The sequence below is a fragment of the Ruegeria sp. AU67 genome (genome assembly GCF_900312795.1).
GTDB lineage: Bacteria > Pseudomonadota > Alphaproteobacteria > Rhodobacterales > Rhodobacteraceae > Ruegeria > Ruegeria atlantica.
Window position 1 is genome coordinate 24,376 of sequence record NZ_OMPH01000029.1, and the last position, 16,205, is coordinate 40,580.

The 16,205-nt window shown below is 55.8% G+C and carries 14 protein-coding genes and 1 tRNA gene; 10 read left to right on the forward strand and 5 right to left on the reverse strand.

Annotated elements, in window-relative coordinates:
* Nucleotides 1-488 precede the first annotated feature (488 nt).
* From DK510_RS16610 to DK510_RS16645, 7 genes are all read left to right on the forward strand, one after another.
* The gene (locus tag DK510_RS16610; protein WP_109313036.1) at nucleotides 489-1,688 is read left to right on the forward strand and encodes a site-specific integrase; all 1,200 of its coding nucleotides are present in this window, start codon (nucleotides 489-491) and stop codon (nucleotides 1,686-1,688) included.
* A 448-nt stretch (nucleotides 1,689-2,136) separates the two neighbouring features.
* On the forward strand, nucleotides 2,137-2,331 hold the full coding sequence (locus tag DK510_RS16620; RefSeq protein WP_109313073.1) for an AlpA family transcriptional regulator: 195 nt from the start codon (nucleotides 2,137-2,139) through the stop codon (nucleotides 2,329-2,331).
* A 185-nt stretch (nucleotides 2,332-2,516) separates the two neighbouring features.
* Nucleotides 2,517-3,395 (forward strand): toprim domain-containing protein, encoded by an 879-nt coding sequence (locus DK510_RS16625; RefSeq protein ID WP_234999115.1) that lies wholly within the window; start codon nucleotides 2,517-2,519, stop codon nucleotides 3,393-3,395.
* A complete protein-coding gene (locus DK510_RS16630; RefSeq protein ID WP_109313039.1) occupies nucleotides 3,392-4,858 on the forward strand; it encodes a YfjI family protein in 1,467 nt (488 codons plus the stop codon). Before DK510_RS16625 ends, DK510_RS16630 begins: the two co-directional genes overlap by 4 nt.
* Complete coding sequence (locus DK510_RS16635; RefSeq protein WP_109313040.1) at nucleotides 4,855-5,211, forward strand: hypothetical protein; 357 nt, start codon at nucleotides 4,855-4,857, stop codon at nucleotides 5,209-5,211. The genes DK510_RS16630 and DK510_RS16635 overlap by 4 nt, the downstream gene beginning before the upstream one ends.
* Nucleotides 5,208-5,717 (forward strand): hypothetical protein, encoded by a 510-nt coding sequence (locus DK510_RS16640; protein ID WP_109313041.1) that lies wholly within the window; start codon nucleotides 5,208-5,210, stop codon nucleotides 5,715-5,717. The genes DK510_RS16635 and DK510_RS16640 overlap by 4 nt, the downstream gene beginning before the upstream one ends.
* A gap of 171 nt (nucleotides 5,718-5,888) precedes the next feature.
* Nucleotides 5,889-6,668, forward strand: a complete 780-nt coding sequence (locus DK510_RS16645) for a class I SAM-dependent methyltransferase (protein WP_109313042.1) — start codon at nucleotides 5,889-5,891, stop codon at nucleotides 6,666-6,668.
* A 131-nt stretch (nucleotides 6,669-6,799) separates the two neighbouring features.
* Here DK510_RS16645 and DK510_RS16650 read toward each other — a convergent pair whose 3' ends face one another.
* From DK510_RS16650 to DK510_RS16660, 3 genes are read right to left on the reverse strand one after another with little or no spacing between them, the layout of a single operon-like run.
* Nucleotides 6,800-8,446 (reverse strand): amidohydrolase, encoded by a 1,647-nt coding sequence (locus DK510_RS16650; RefSeq protein ID WP_109313043.1) that lies wholly within the window; start codon nucleotides 8,444-8,446, stop codon nucleotides 6,800-6,802.
* Between the two features lie 60 nt (nucleotides 8,447-8,506).
* On the reverse strand, nucleotides 8,507-9,250 hold the full coding sequence (locus DK510_RS16655) for a DUF3299 domain-containing protein (protein WP_109313044.1): 744 nt from the start codon (nucleotides 9,248-9,250) through the stop codon (nucleotides 8,507-8,509).
* Nucleotides 9,251-9,283: 33 nt separating this feature from the next.
* Entirely contained in the window at nucleotides 9,284-10,624 is a 1,341-nt protein-coding gene (locus tag DK510_RS16660; protein WP_109313045.1) for an amidohydrolase family protein, read from the reverse strand.
* A 164-nt stretch (nucleotides 10,625-10,788) separates the two neighbouring features.
* On the opposite strand from DK510_RS16660, the gene DK510_RS16670 reads away from it, so the two are divergent.
* Nucleotides 10,789-11,796, forward strand: coding sequence for an AraC family transcriptional regulator (locus DK510_RS16670; RefSeq protein ID WP_160116554.1), 1,008 nt, complete (start codon nucleotides 10,789-10,791; stop codon nucleotides 11,794-11,796).
* Between the two features lie 664 nt (nucleotides 11,797-12,460).
* Here the strand turns inward: DK510_RS16670 and DK510_RS16675 are convergent.
* A tRNA-Leu gene (locus tag DK510_RS16675) sits at nucleotides 12,461-12,547 on the reverse strand.
* Between the two features lie 198 nt (nucleotides 12,548-12,745).
* Here DK510_RS16675 and DK510_RS16680 point away from each other — a divergent pair.
* On the forward strand, nucleotides 12,746-13,729 hold the full coding sequence (locus tag DK510_RS16680) for a complex I NDUFA9 subunit family protein (RefSeq protein ID WP_109313048.1): 984 nt from the start codon (nucleotides 12,746-12,748) through the stop codon (nucleotides 13,727-13,729).
* On the opposite strand, the gene DK510_RS16685 is transcribed toward DK510_RS16680, so the two are convergent.
* On the reverse strand, nucleotides 13,730-14,533 hold the full coding sequence (locus tag DK510_RS16685) for an undecaprenyl-diphosphate phosphatase (RefSeq protein ID WP_109313049.1): 804 nt from the start codon (nucleotides 14,531-14,533) through the stop codon (nucleotides 13,730-13,732).
* 229 nt (nucleotides 14,534-14,762) lie between these two features.
* Here DK510_RS16685 and DK510_RS16690 point away from each other — a divergent pair, with 229 nt between their 5' ends.
* Nucleotides 14,763-16,196 (forward strand): NAD(P)-dependent oxidoreductase, encoded by a 1,434-nt coding sequence (locus tag DK510_RS16690; protein WP_109313050.1) that lies wholly within the window; start codon nucleotides 14,763-14,765, stop codon nucleotides 16,194-16,196.
* The last annotated feature ends 9 nt before the right edge of the window (nucleotides 16,197-16,205 follow it).

The window sequence follows — 16,205 nt, forward strand, 5'->3', positions numbered from 1 at the left end:
GCAAGGCGCCGCCAAAGGCACGAACACGACAAGAATTCAGGGATTTGCGCGGCCTGCCGAGCGAGGCCGATATGTTCGGCGCCGCAGATAGAGCAGCGAAAGCTGCCCAAAAACTTAGGGAAATGCAGCGCAAGGAATAGCGGGACCGGAAATGACATTCAGGCAACCATTTTACAGTGGCGTATATGGGCGCTGGGTAGGTTCGAAACCCAACTGATATGACCGGACCTATTAACGAAAACTCGGGGGATAAATCAGGGGATGCAGATTGCGATTCTTGCGAACCAATTACATTTCAGTATCTTATGGAGAAATTTGGTGCCCAGGAGAAGCACATAACATTGATTTCGGACAACATCATGTAGCATCACCGAATTGCGTATGTATTTGAAACGCATTGTTTTCGCTATGTAATGAGATTGCATCTTGTCTCAGGCCATGTCACACCACCACAATATGTGTTGGGGGGCTGAATGGGGGGCTGAGATTTGACACGAGGATTACACAAGCTGACGGCGGTAACGCTGAAGGCTCTACCGGCTGGCAAGCACGAGGACGGTGGCGGTCTGCGTTTCGTCCGTCGCACGGATGGATCGGCGGCGTGGATTTATCGTTTCTCGCTGCATGGCCGCCGTCGTGAAATGGGACTTGGACCGTGGCCGGATGTATCCTTGAAGGCCGCTCGCGATATGGCGGCCGCGGCGAGACAGTTGACGAAGCGCGGGATTGATCCGATCGGCCAGCGCGAAAAAGAACGCCGTGACGCCGAGCGCAACCTTCACCTTCTCGAAGATGTTGCCCGCGATTGCTTCGCTGCACGACAGGCCGAACTCAAAGGTGAGGGCAAGGCGGGGCGGTGGTTCTCACCGATCGAACTGCACATACTGCCGAAGCTGGGAAAGGTGCCGCTATCTGAACTGGATCAGATAGCCTTCAGAGACGCATTGTCACCGATCTGGCACGAGAAGGCCGAGACTGCCCGCAAGGCGGCCAACCGGCTCAACATCGTATTGAAGCACGGTGCCGCGCTAGGTCTGGATGTAGACGTGCAAGCCGTGGAGAAAGCCCGCGCGCTTCTCGGCAAACAGAGACACGAACCCAAGAAGATCGACGCGATGGCATGGCAGGACGTGCCAACCTTCTATGGCTCGCTCGGCAATGGTGTCACCGCACTGGCATTGCGGCTCCTGATCCTGACCGGCGTAAGATCCGCACCGATCCGTTTCGCGACACCGGAACAATTCGACCTGGACGCCCGCACCTGGACGATCCCGGCCGCCCACATGAAAGGCCGGAAGGGATCGACCGCTGATTTCAGAGTGCCGCTCAGCGATGAAGCCGTGAATGTAGTTCAGGAAGCAATGCGCCACGGTGGAGATGTTCTGTTTCCCGGTGTCAGAGGCAAGCCGATTTCCGACATGACCATGAGCAAGCACATGAAGGATCGGGGCATGACTGCCCGCCCGCATGGCTTCCGATCGTCACTCAGGACATGGGCCGAAGATACCGGCCAGCCCTTCGAGGTGGCAGAAACCGCGCTGGGCCATGTGATCGGCAATCAGGTAGAGCGCGCCTATCAACGCTCTGATCTTCTCGAAAAGCGGGCGGTCATGATGGCGTCATGGGCTGATCTTGTGACAGGCCGAACCGCCGCCAGTTTAGTAAAGTTGAGCGAGGCGCGGTCATGACGGTATGGGGACAGCGACGCAATTTCGAACTTGTCCAACTAGGAAACCGCGACGCCAATGCCGCATTGGCGATGTTGGAAGAACTTTCCGAACTAGGCGTGAGTATTCCGGCCGAGGTTGCGCTTCACGTGGCGGTGCGATGCCTGCAAGCCGAGCCGCCGCCGAAACCAAGAAAGCGTAGAGGTCGCCCCACAAGAACTTTCCCTGAGATGGTCTTGAGATTTACAGACGGAAAGGCCGCAATCGAGGGGAAGAAACTGAGTAAGTCTCGAAGCCCAAGAGATATTGAGCGATGTATGGCCGAGTATCGAAAGTTGATGGCCCGAATAGATAGTGACGCAGGCCACCCGCCAGAAAAAGAGCAAAACTAGCCGAATTGTTGTCGGAGACATGAAGCCGTAATTGCCAGCAAACTCACCCCATGACTTCAACATTCATGGGGAAACACATGACCGATAGACTTCTCACCGATGCCGAGGTTGCCTCCTTTCTTGGCGTTTCAAAAGCGACCGTTTGGCGTCACGCCGCAAAAGGTTCTCTGCCCAAGCCCGTCAAGCTGGGCCATGCGTCTCGCTGGCCGGAAAGCGATGTTCAGGCCGCCGTTGACCAGCTCAAAGCCCAGCGCGACAGCGAGGCGGCGTGATCCATGGTCCAAAACATGAACACCCCGGCCGCTTGGGATAGCGGCACGGGGCGGGAATTGTCGTTTGGAGTAGCTGACACATCCCTAATACAACAATCACCGGCACACTGCACAAGTGCATGTTGCGGGTGGGTTTCACTCGGCAACGCCGTGCGCCGCATCCTGTTGATGCAGGAGGTGCAGTCGTGAATGCCTGTGACCTGACACAACACCTTAGCGGACACTGGCACGGCTTCTACGGTGTCGGGCCATGCCCCGTCTGCCAGACCGAGGGCCGCCGAGATCAGGATGCCCTGACGCTCAAGGATGGCACTGACGGTCGTCTTCTCCTGCATTGCAAGAAACTCGGTTGTGCCTTCACGGATATTCTGGCCGCCGCCGGTGTATCGCGTGGTGACTATCGCCCGCCCGATCCGGTTGTGATGGCTCAGCGCCGGGAAGAACAAAAGCGACAGGATAAGCGGAAGGCCGATCAAGCCCAGCGATGTTGGGAAGAAACGGAACCGATCGAAGGGACACCTGCCAAAACCTATCTTCGCGGTAGGGCGATCACCTGCCCGTTGCCGCCAACCCTCCGATTTCATCCCGGTTGCTGGCATGGTCCGACTGCCAAAAGGTTCCCGGCGATGGTCGCGCGGATCGACGGGATCAACACCTTCGCGGTGCATCGCACCTACCTGTTGCAAGATGGATCAGGAAATGCCGATCTGAAAGATAAAAAGCTGATGCTCGGCCCCGCCAGAGGTGGCGCTGTACGGCTCTCTGACGGCCATTTACGGTTGGCCATAGCAGAAGGCATAGAGACAGCCCTGAGCCTGTCTTGTGGGCTTCTCCGCGCTCCTGCGAGCGTCTGGGCGACCCTTTCGACAAGCGGCATGGCAGGGCTGAAACTGCCGAAGCGACCGCGGCACCTGACTATTGCACCAGATGGTGACAATGCAGGCCGAACCGCCGCCCTGGCACTGGCTGAACGCGCAGCCGCGCTGGGCTGGAAGGTAGACATGCTGAACCCGCCAGATGGCCGGGATTGGAACGATATTCTTCGGATGGAGACGAGGGTATGAACGCGCCCGAACCCGAACCCTTCGTGCTCGAAGCACCACAACCGTTGATCCGAGAAATGCCGGATGCAGAGCCCTATCCGATAGACGCACTGGGACCGCTCAGGAGCGCCACAGAGGCCATTGCCAGCATCACAGAGGCACCGCCCGCCCTATGTGCGGGATCGGTGCTTGCGGCGGCCGCACTGGCCGCTCAGGGGCTAAGAGATGTTGAAACGCTCGGAGGAACCCGCCCTGTTTCTTTGTTCCTGTTGACGGTGGCAGAGAGTGGAGAACGTAAAAGCACGGCCGACAAGCTGGCGATGAAAGGTGTGCGCGACTTCGAGGGGAGCCTTCGACCGGACTATTACGTAGCCCGTGACGGTTACGATCGGGACCATGCAATCTGGGATAAGCGAAAGACCGCAATTCTTCGCGGTGCTGATGGCGACCCCGCCGCGACACGCGCCGATCTTCTCGAACTTGGACCTGAGCCTGAGGCACCACTTCGCCCGTCGATTGTGATCGGTTCAGCAACAATGGAAGGGATCATCAAGCACCTACCGGTGTTGCGGGCTTCGCTGGGGATCATGACCGATGAAGGTGGATTGCTTCTCGGTGGTCACTCCATGAAGTCTGAGAACCGGCTCAATACACTGGCGACATTGGCGGCCATGTGGGACGGCTCATCGCTCGATCGGTGGCGGGCTGGCGATGGTGTGGCAAGCTATGCAGGCCGCCGGTTTTCGTCTCATATCCTGATCCAACCCAGCGCGGCCGAGGACTTCCTGTCTGACGATCTAGCGTATGGTCAGGGGCTTCTTGCAAGGTTCCTGACATGCCGACCCACTAGCAACATCGGACACCGGCTCAGGCTCACACATGATGCAGACGCCATGAAAAAGGTTGAGGCCTTCGCGGTGCAGATCGAGGGCTTATTATCCCGGCCGATGGCGCTGGCCGATGGACGCAGGAACGAACTCGCCCCGCCGGTTCTGACGCTCGATCCTGACGCCCGAGCGGTGCTGACCGACTTTGCCCGAGCGGTAGAAAAGGCTCAGGCGCAAGGCGGCGTATACGAGGACGCCAGAGCCTTCGCCAGCAAAACGGCGGAACATGCCGCAAGGATTGCGGGCGTGCTGACAATCGTTTACGACCCAGAGGCGATGACCATCACTGGCGAGACGATGGCGCGGGCGGTGACGCTGGCGATGTTCTATGCCGACGAAGCGGTGAGACTTCAAAACGCCGCCGTTGTACCAGCCCATGTTCAGGATGCTGAGCGAATGAAGCGATGGCTTCTGACATCGTGGCAAGAGGACTTCATATCGGCCGGTATCGCGGCTCAGCGCGGCCCGTTCAAGCTGACGGAGCGAACCAGGAAGGCTCTGAAGCTTCTCGAAGATCACGGCTATCTAGTTGCGGCCAATGGGGCAGAGGTGGACGGCAAGAAGCGCAAGGAAGCGTGGAAAGTGGTTCGGTCATGAGCCTGTTGAACTTCGATCCGAAGGCCAGCCTGAAAAGTTTTCGCAAGGCCCGACCCCTTCCTAATCTTCCTATTCCTCCTAATCGGAGCGGCGACGAGGGGTCAGGATTAGCAAGATTAGGAAGATTAGGAACGGTTACCGGTGAAACTGAAAAAACACCGGCTGGTGCCGATCGGCTGGCAGATGCCATTGATCACTTTGAGGAACGGGCGGCTATCCGTGAGTATGATGGCGGTCAGAACCGCCTACAGGCCGAGGCGGTGGCACTGATCGAGGCCGCCACATTTCACGGCGTATCGACCGGGGAAGTGAAGGCCGCTCTGATGGCGAAGATGGAAAGGGCTCAGGCATGAGCAAGAAGAAGGTTCCCGCGAAGGCGGAGAATAAAAAGATTGGCTTCGAGCGCAAGGACGATCAAATCAGGGTTGATGTTCCAGACCTGACAACCCTTCTCGACCTGTTTGGAACGGATAACACAGACCTAGCGCACGGTCTGTTGTTACAGGCCGCCGGGGTGAGCGGTACTAGCGACTTCAAACGGCTTCAACAGGGTTGTGAAATCATCATCGCAATCATCAGCGACTTCGCCCCCCAGGACGCCACAGAACGGCTTTTGTCGGTGCAGATGGCCGCCACACATACGAGCCTTATGGCCATCTCCACGAAGATGAATGACGCCCGAACTCTTCAACAGCACGAGGTTTACGAACGATCATTCAACCGTTTGGCCCGCACCTTCACGGCACAGTCTGAAACCTTGCGCAAACACCGCAACAGAGGACAGTCAAAGGTGACGGTTGAGCATGTCACCGTGAATGAAGGCGGTCAGGCGATCGTGGGTAGAATTGAGAAAAGCTGACGTTCAAGCAAGTTGCAGCGAATGACCGCTTCGAGCCCTTATGCCCCAATGCTGCAGAGAGCCCCAATGTCTGAATTGCCTTCGTATCGGTCACGCTCAGCAATGCCGCCCCACTTCCCGACCAGCAGACGCAATGCTAGCGTGACTGCCAGAAACTGAGGGGATCACTCTATGGGTATGGAATACGACGAGGCCGCAGCGGAGCGATTAGAGGCGGTTTACCTTGGGCCGGACGTCGTTTCACAAAGAGAGGACACCCTTCGAAGGATTTCAGTTCAAAAGGGCGAGCGGGTCTTGGACATTGGAAGCGGCCCCGGCTTTCTCGCAGCGCAAATAGCGGATCAAACAGGGCCCGATGGTGAAGTCATAGGCATCGACATTTCGGAACAGATGGTAGAACGCGCAACGAAACGAAGTGAGCATTACTGGCTGAGCTATCGTTGCGCCGACGCGACCGAACTCCCGTTTGAAGACAGTTTCTTCGATGTGGTCGTTAGCACCCAAGTTGCTGAATATGTGCCTGATGTGGCGAAGTTTTGCAGCGAGGTTTCTCGTGTTCTCAAACCCGGCGGACGTGCTCTGATCCTTGCGACGGATTGGGAGGGGGTCTGTTGGCATAGCGAACATCCGGATCGAATGGACATGGTGCTCAAGGCTTTTGCACCGCATTGCGCCGACAGCAAACTTCCGCGAACGCTTGGTGCGCGTCTTCGAAACGCGGGTCTGGTCGTTAATGAGGTGAGCTATTTCTCTATCATAAATACGGACAGGTACGATGGTTGCTATGGGGAAATGGTGGTGCCCTTCATTGTGGCTTACGTGAAGGGACAAAAAACTGTTCCAGATGATGAACTGCAGGCATGGGCAGAGGAGCAAGCGGCACTTAATGCCAAGGGGGAGCATTTCTTCTCGACTGGCCGATTTAGTTTCTCCGTCAGCAAACCAACCTGATCGGCAAGCAGAAATTGGGGCAGCGACAGCGAACGGCAAGAAAGTCCGCAACTCGGACGTTCAAGCAAGTTGCAACGAAGGTCCGCTTCGAGCCCAAAGTGGACAGACAAACGGCGGCCGAAATCGCAGTCTTAGTACGTGCGCTCCCCGTCCATCCACGTTTCCAAAATGGATATTTCACTTATCGCGTCGGCACGCACCGACCTTGGATCATCAGACAAAATCACGATGTCGGCGAGTTTGCCAACTTCCAGGCTACCAATTTCTTCATCAGACAGAAGTTGGAATGCCGGAACACTCGTAATCGCTCGCAAGGCCATTTCAATAGAGGCACGTTCATTCGCGCCCAAAACGTAATCCGGGTCGGTGAACAGTGTGCGCGTTACAGCCGCCTCAACCATTTGCAGCGGAGACAGGACTGAGACGGAGTAATCGGTGTGCAACGAGTATGCAACACCGGCGCGTTCGAAGCTGCCCGTTCGATCCAGTTTAAGAGCTTTCTCTTCACCAAACACAGTGTCTCGGAAAGCCTCGCCCCAGTAGAGTACGTGAGCGATTAGGAAAGAACAGGTAATGTCTAGCTCCTTCAGCTTTGCGATTTGGTCGTCCTCTGTAATTGAGCAGTGTTCAATCCTTGGCCGCACTACTTCGATGCCTTCAGATCGCGCCTTCTCTACAGCGGCGATAATGTTGTCGATAGACGCGTTGCCGTTACCGTGCATTGCCATTTGTCCGCCACGAACCGTGCCGTCAGCCACCGCAAAGTTAATGTCGTTCTGGATCATATACGCAAGCCCGAGATTGTCTGAGTTAAGATAAGGTTCGCGTTGAAGGCCAGTGAAAGCTTGGTTTGAACCATCAGCAGATATTTTCCATCCGATTACGCGCGCCATGTTATCGCCAGTTCCCGGGGACACTTCAGCATCGTCCCAGGCCTCGAGATTCTCCCACCTGAGATAGTTTCTGGTGCGGATTGGGAAGCCGTCATCTGCTGCGAGAGATACGAAAGTTTCCCAGTCTGCGACACTGGACACGCCCGCGACACCAACGGCGGTCACACCTTTGGACGCCCAATCCTTGGCTATGGCAATCGTTCCACTAACCCGATCGTAATTCTGGTAGGGTTCGATTTCTGCTACGGCCTTCATCAACAATGCGCCACCCGACAGGTTTCCGTCGGGCCGACCATCTTCAAATCTGCCATATTCTGCACCGTCCGGATCTGGAGTATCGTCCGCTACCCCCATCACTTCCAGCATCTTGGAATTGACCGTCATCTTGTGACCGCCCGCCTGCCAGACAACTGCTGGCGCATCAGGTGCAACCTCGTCGAGATGCTCGCGTGTCAGAGCCGGCTCTGAGAATGCTTGTGTCGACAGATCAAGGTTAACGAACAAAACCCAGTCGTCTGCTGTCTTCCCCTCGGCGGCAGTTTTCATGTATGCCAGCGCCTCTTCGATTGTCGAAAACCGGTCAATGCCTACGTTTTCAAAAACAGAAGAGCCCCCACCTCCGATCGGATGTGTATGCGCATCGATAAATCCCGGCATGACGGTTTTGCCAGCGAGGTCGACGACCTGAGTTCCGGCGCCCGCGGCTTCCATCACTTCTTCATCGCTTCCGACGGCAATAATCTCATTACCGCTAAACGCTAGTGCCTCGGCAATGGTGAAATTCTCATCCATGGTCAGGATGTTACCTCCCGACATTACCGTTACCTCTTGCGACAACACGGGCGTCGCAAAAAAAAAGGCGGCGGAAATAATGAAACGATACATGGCTGGTTCTCCTAACTGTCAACGTCCGAGGTGCATTTTTGGTTTGGATCAAAGCTTGGCCTAGTCGCCGGATGACTTTTTCAACTTTTCGGCAAGGCCTGCCGCCCATGCGTTAGATGACGGGGGTGGTGAGCCGCCAAAACCGGGCGTCCGAACGTCGGTGACATCCATTGTGAAGGAAGCCTTCATGTTAACGGAGCCATCGACAACCACCATTTGTCTCTCTGAGGGGTCGATTTCCAAACGCCCCGAAACAACAATTGGCGTGTAAATGTTCATGGGCTCCCACTCACCATGTATCCGAAGCTGCACCATTTGATTGGGCGGCGGCGGTGGAACATGGCTGCACATGCCCGGTTCCGGCACCAGATAAGCCATCGCCGAACCATCCTCAGCGCGTGGTGCCGGGATAACAAATCCGCCAATCGCGACCTGTTGACCGTCCAGTTCGGGATTGCCCGCGGTTGAGGCCAATTCGCGCCGTTCTGCAACCGCCCAACGCTGTGAAATCAACCCGTCCGCGTCGACACCCATTTCGGACAGATCGGATTTAACCTGTTCAATATCCAAGATCAGTTTGGATTGACTGACTTCGTCTGCGGTCGAGCCTTCGAGTTCCGCGCCAAGCTGGACAATGCGTCGGAGCGCATCAATTTGCTTGTAGGTTAGATCACGAAAGGGGTCCTCGAAGGACTGAACGCTTGGATCGATCAAGTTGGACCAGTCTAGGGACGGGGCTTCGGCGTGGGCTAGCGTCGCCATGAGTGAAACCGCAACGGTTAAAGCACTGGTAATTCTGCGCATAACCTGCGCTCCTTCGCGTTTTTTGAGATACAGTTAATCGAGCGCATTCTTGTATATCACGCCATCCTTCATGATGAGATCGATGTTGTTTTCGTAATCGACGAGCAACTCAACGTCTTCAACGGGATTGCCCTCCACCAGCAATACATCTGCGTAAGCGCCTTCGGCAATGACCCCCAAAGGTCCGTCCTGATAGGGATTGAGCGGGCCAGATAGTGCCAGAAGCTCGGCTGTTTTCGACGTGGCCTGCTGCAGAATTTCGTAGCTGCTCCAGACTTCAAGGCGATACTTGAACTCGTCGTTTTGCTTCGTCAGCGCGATAGGGTCACCAATAATGTCGGTTGAGAACGCAACATTCTCGATCCCGAAGTCTTTGATCAACTGCATCTGGTTGCGCGCACCGGCCTGAACGCTCAGGAACTTTGCTCCAGCACTCGGCCCCAAAGCCGTTACGACCGCCTGTTCGTCCAAGCCCAAGAGTGAATAAAACGGCACGATCCATGCATCCGCATCTTTGATAGCCTGAGCGCCAACTTCAGTCATTAGCTGCCCATGTTCGATGCTAATGACGCCAGCCTCTATGGAGCGAACGATGGATGCGTCTGTGTAGGCGTGCACCATCACATAGGTTCCCCAATCAGCCGCAGCGCGCACGGACGCTTCCAACTCTTCGGGCAAACCTTGAACCGTGTGCAAGGGATCGACGCTGGAGGAAACACCACCACCTGCCATAACTTTGATTTGAACAGCGCCAAGGCGCAGGGCTTCACGTGTTGCACGCAGCGTTTCAGGCACCCCGTCCGCCAAAAACTCAACGTGCTTATTAAAGAAGGAAGATTGCGCGCCCATGAAGTTCGGATGCGGTTCAGTGTAGAGGCGGTGCTCTCCATGTCCGGAGGTCTGAGAAATCACTGGTCCAGAAGCATAAATCCGCGGACCCATCGCTTTTCCGCGTTCGATGGCTTTGTGCAACCCAATTGCAGGGCCACCGGCATCACGCACTGTGGTGAAGCCACGAAGTAACATCTTTTCGGCTTCGATCGTGGAGACCGCCCCCCAGTACATCCAATCGAAATTGTCTCTTAGATCGGCAAGCGGTTCAGTGATCGTCATATGAACGTGTGCATCGATGAGACCCGGCATGAGCGTCCGACCACCACCATCTATGACCCGCGCATTTGCGACTGCTAGAGGCTCAGCAGACACTTCCGCAATCAGATTACCCACCACCAACACGTTGGCGTTCTCGATCCGTTGTTCGTTAACACCATCGAAGACATGAACGTTGGTGAAGAGAATAGGGAAAGTCTCGTCCTGAGCGATTGCCGCCCCCGTAATAAAACCGAAAAGCAAAAAGCTCTGCAGGAATTTCATGCCTTCGTCTCCCTTATTGTTTTCTGAGCGCCACGCCGATACTTCTCGGTACCCGCGCGATGCCCTTGGTCTTCATCTTTGTGGAAAACACTAGGAATTGCATTGCCATTTTGGGCCTCGGCTGCAAATAATTAATCCAAATTGAACAGTTGAGCGGGGTAAAATTGGAAAAGACGGCTGAGAAGACTGTCATTGTTCCGGTCGTCACCAGCGCAATGGCGCAGCCTTTTGCTGCCATAGCATTGCAAAACGGTGCTGATATTGACGCGTTGTTGGAACCAACCGGTTTGAGCCTGAAGGAAATACAGCTCGGCGAAGCCCTCATGTCCGGCCAGAAATGGTATGACTTCATCCAGAGTCTCGCCGAAGTGATTGAAGACCCATTCATGGGATTTCACGTGGGGTCTAAAGTTGCGTTCGAAAACCTGCCGAATTTGAGAAACCTAAGAACCAATGATGCCACGCTGGGTAATCTGCTATCGTCCATGGTAATTGAGGCGGAAAGTTTAACCTCGCTAGCCGACTATCAGCTATCTATACGTGGAAAGCATGCCGAGCTTTGCTCAGAGCGCACGTTTAGACCGTCGTTCAGACCGGCGCAGGCAGACGGCTATTTTGCAGGATTCTTAGTGCAATTGATGCAGTTCTGTTGTGGCTCGCAATGGGACGCAAGCAGCCTTGATATGAGTATTTGCGATCCGTCCACCATCCCTAGGGAAATGCGCTCTATCGCCCGTGTGAAGCAAGTTAGCTCAAAAGGGGTAAGTTTCAAATTTCCGGCAAGGTGGTTGTTGATGGCGAACCAAGGCCAAACCAATCAAGAGCCAATTGAAGGGCATATCAGGCAAACGGATTTTAGGACTTCCGTGAGCTTGGTGATCGAGCTGCATCTTAATGACCCATCGCTGACACTGGCGAAGTTCGCGAAGATCGCGTCAAGCACACCCAACGCACTCAAACGCCGCTTCGCAATGCACAAAACCACGTTTCTCACAGAGTTGGACGCGCACCGCCGAAATCGGGCAGTAGCGCTGTTAAAGAGTTCTAACTTGCCGGCCTCGAAAATTGGCCCGCACGTCGGTTTTCCTGATCCGTCTGGCTTCTCGCGTGCGTTCAAGCGTTGGACCGGTACCACGCCGGGAAGGTATCGAGTGATGAACGCGGAAGAATGAACCCGACGCAGCGGTCGCCGTTGTTGCCGAATGAACGACAGTTTCGTCCGCAGTGTGTGAATTCGCCCGCTTGCTGTTTTTGCCATCGCAGCGAGTGTCCTAAATGACGGGCCGCAGCGCAGCATACCGATCAACGAGCGAATGGCTGGTATGGGCCGACAACACCGGTCGGCGACCAAAACCTGAGTGGCGGGTTTGTCCGCAAAGCAGTCGTTCGTGAGCAGCGCAGCGAATGTCTGCTTTATTGTTTTTTTGGTTTTCATGACAGGCGATCTAAACTCAGCCATCTCAAATCTTCGGCGCCTGAGGGGGCGGGCAATGGCAAAACTTGACACTAACCCCATGAGCAAGGCCCATGCCGCCCCCAGGTGTACCGCTACATCCAAGAGGACCGGCAACCGATGCAGAGGCCCAGCGGTGCGAGGATGGACTGTGTGCAGATTTCACGGTGCTGGCGGTGGTGCGCCGCAAGGCGAGGCTCACGGCATGTATCTTCACGGTGCCCGCTCTAGAGAGACGATAGCCGCCCGCAAGCTGGCGAACATGATGCAACGATTACTCGACAAGCCCGAATGACCGCGAACACTTTGGGGGGCGAATTGGGGGGCTGACTGAGGCGCTAAACCTCTATCACTCTGTAATATAATGATTTCTTGGATAAATATGGTGCCCAGGAGAGGACTCGAACCTCCACGTCCATACGGACACTAGCACCTGAAGCTAGCGCGTCTACCAATTCCGCCACCTGGGCAGGTGTCGTGGAGGGGCGTTTAAGCCCACTGGCTGGAAGGGTCAACCGGATTCGGGAAGATTTTTGAAAGTTTTTTCCTCACTTACAAATTCAGCTTGTAATGGTTGGTTTTTTCGTCGACGCGCGGCGTTATTGCGCCTTGTTTGAAAAGGCTCAGAGGTCTACATCGAAAGAGGACCCACAAGCAGGAGCCCTCTCATGTCGAAAATGGTCACGATTTATGGCGGATCGGGATTTGTCGGTCGGTATATTACGCGACGCATGGCAAATGAAGGGTGGCGTGTCCGGGTCGCTGTTCGGCGTCCGAATGAGGCCATATTCGTCAGACCCTACGGGGTGGTCGGCCAGGTCGAACCCATTTTGTGCAACATCCGTGATGATGCTTCGGTCGCTGCTGCAATGCACGGGGCAGACGCGGTGGTGAATTGCGTAGGCGTGCTGAACGAGCTGGGGAAGAACGCCTTTGACGCCGTGCAGGCCGAGGGGGCCGAGCGGATCGCGCGTTTGGCGGCCGAACAGGGCATCTCTCGAATGGTTCATATCTCAGCCATCGGAGCGGACGCCGAGTCCGACAGCGAATATTCGCGAACCAAGGCGCATGGTGAGGCCGGTGTGATGACCCATATCGCAGATGCAATTATTCTGCGGCCGTCTGTGATTTTCGGAACCGAAGATCAGTTCTTTAATCGTTTTGCCGGGATGACCCGGATGGGACCGTTCCTGCCGCTGGTCGGAGCCGAAACCAAATTCCAGCCGGTCTATGTGGATGATGTGGCCAAGGCCGCTGTTCAGGGCGTCTTGGGCCAAGCTGAAGCCGGTGTGTATGAGCTGGGCGGGCCAGAGGTGAAAACTTTCCGTGCGTTGATGCAGCAGATGCTTGATGTAATTTACCGACGCCGAGTGATCATCGAAATGCCCTTCTTTTTGGCCCGGATCATGACGGGCGTGTTGGACATCTTGAAGTTCGTCAGCTTCCAACTGTTCCCGAACCATATCTTGACCCGCGATCAGCTGAAGAACCTCCGCCGCGACAATGTTGCGTCCGACGGGGCTAAAGGGTTCGAGGATCTTGGGATTGAGCCAGCGACGCTGGAATCCGTGCTGCCGGATTACCTGTGGAAGTTCCGCCCTTCGGGTCAGTACGACGACATCCAGAACTCGGCCAACAATCTGCGGACCTGATCAGCTATAGGCGATTACAACCAGGATGGCGCCCAGGATCACGCGGTAGATGACATAAGGTGTAAAGCTGACACTGCGCAGCAGGCGCATCATCAGCATCAGGGCCATCAGAGCTGAGATAAAAGCAAAGAATGCCGCGATTGCCCCGTCGCGGGCCAATTGCGTATCTGCTTCGCGGATCACGTCTACCGACAGTAATACGCCGGAGGCCAGAATGGTCGGGATCGACATCAACATCGCAATCCGCGCGCCATCCTCGCGAGTATAGCCCAGTTGTCGCGCGCCGGTGATGGTAATGCCTGATCGGGATGTTCCGGGTATCAAGGCAAGAACCTGCCACAGCCCCATGATCAACGCATCGCGCAGACCCCATTCGCTTGCTTCTTTGGTCTGCGGTCCTTTTTGATCGGCCCAATACAGAGCGAGGCCAAAAACCAGCATGGTCCAGCCGATGACCGCCATTGACCGGAACGCCTCGATCAGGCCGCTTTTGAACAGGATAACCCCGGCAATCACGGAGGGAATCGTGGAGATGATCAGACCCATGGCCAGCTGCGCCTGTGGTGTGTCGACCCGGCCGGTCAACGCCCGGGGAAGACCGGAGACGGCCTGTTTCACATCGGACCAGAAATACAGGATCACGGCGCCCAAAGTGCCCACATGCACGGCCACGTCGATGGCCAGACCTTGATCGTCCAACCCGGTCAGGCTGGGTAGCAGTATCAAATGACCAGATGAAGAGATCGGCAAAAACTCAGTGATACCCTGAATAATCGCCGCGAGAATCAATTGAAAAAGAACCATCTGCCCTGCCGTGTTGTGGTCACGTCCTTGTTTGCTCAATGGGTATAAGTGCGCTGTGGAAAAGGAAAGCATGCATATAGGTCCGAATCGGAACTAAAAACCGCATTTAAATTCAAACGACCACTAAATTTCTCTCCAGTTTTCGAAATTAGGTCAGAATTGCTGACTTTTCATCCGATCTCGCATCTTTTAAAGAGACGTGACCAAGCCAATTCATGGAGTTTGACCCGTGGCCAAACAACCGATGCTGAAATTTGTGCAGATCGACCGTGTCATGCCCGAAAAGCGTGCTGCCGATGACCGCAGAGAAGATTTTGATGAAATCTACGCCGAATTTGCAGCAGAAAAAGCCAAGGAACAAGCCAGCCGATGCAGTCAGTGTGGTGTTCCATACTGCCAGTCGCATTGCCCGCTGCACAACAATATCCCTGACTGGCTGCACCTGACCGCGACAGGGCGTCTGGAAGAGGCCTATCAAACCAGCCAAGCCACCAACACATTCCCCGAGATCTGTGGCCGAATCTGCCCGCAGGACCGTCTGTGCGAAGGCAACTGCGTGATCGAGCAATCGGGCCACGGCACGGTCACTATTGGCACGATTGAGAAGTACATTACCGACACCGCCTGGGACAAAGGCTGGGTGAAACCCACCGCTCCGGGTGCCGAGCGCAGCGAAAGCGTTGGCATCATCGGTGGCGGCCCCGGCGGCCTGGCCGCCGCGGACATGCTGCGCCGGGCGGGCATTCAGGTCACCGTCTATGATCGTTATGATCGCGCAGGTGGTCTGCTGATGTACGGCATTCCGGGGTTCAAGCTGGAAAAAGACATCGTGCAGCGCCGCAATGACCTGCTGGCCGATGGCGGAGTCGAGTTTGTGCTGAACTGCGATGTGGACGCCGCCAAGTTCGAAGAAATCCGCTCCAAGCATGATGCGGTGATTATTGCGACAGGTGTGTACAAATCGCGCGATCTGTCTATGCCCGGCAGCGGTCTGGCTGGAATCGAAAAAGCCATCGATTTCCTGACTGCCTCGAATCGCAAAAGTTTTGGTGATGACGTCGAAGATTTCGACAATGGCCGCTTGAATGCCGAAGGCAAGAAGGTGGTCGTTATTGGTGGCGGTGATACCGCGATGGATTGTGTGCGGACCTCGATCCGGCAAGGTGCCACGTCGGTCAAATGCCTCTATCGCCGTGACCGGGCGAACATGCCGGGTTCGCAGCGCGAAACCCAAAACGCCGAGGAAGAAGGCGTGGTGTTCGAATGGCTAAGCGCGCCCAAGGGCTTTACCGGCGACGACACCGTTGCAGGCGTGATGGTGCAGAAGATGCGTCTGGGTCAGCCCGATGCGACCGGCCGTCAGGCACCAGAGGTGATCGAAGGCGCGGATTATGTCGAAGATGCCGATCTGGTGATTAAGGCGCTGGGCTTTGAGCCCGAGGATCTGCCCACCCTGTTCGGCCAGCCCGACCTGCCCGTCACCCGTTGGGGCACCGTCAAGGCAGCGTTCGAGACTGGCGCGACCGAGATGGACGGCGTCTATGCCATTGGTGACATCGTGCGCGGTGCCTCTTTGGTGGTCTGGGCCATTCGTGATGGTCGCGACTGCGCCGATGCGATTATTGATCGCTTCAACGCCAAGGCTGCCATCGCAGCCGAATAACCCTAGCCC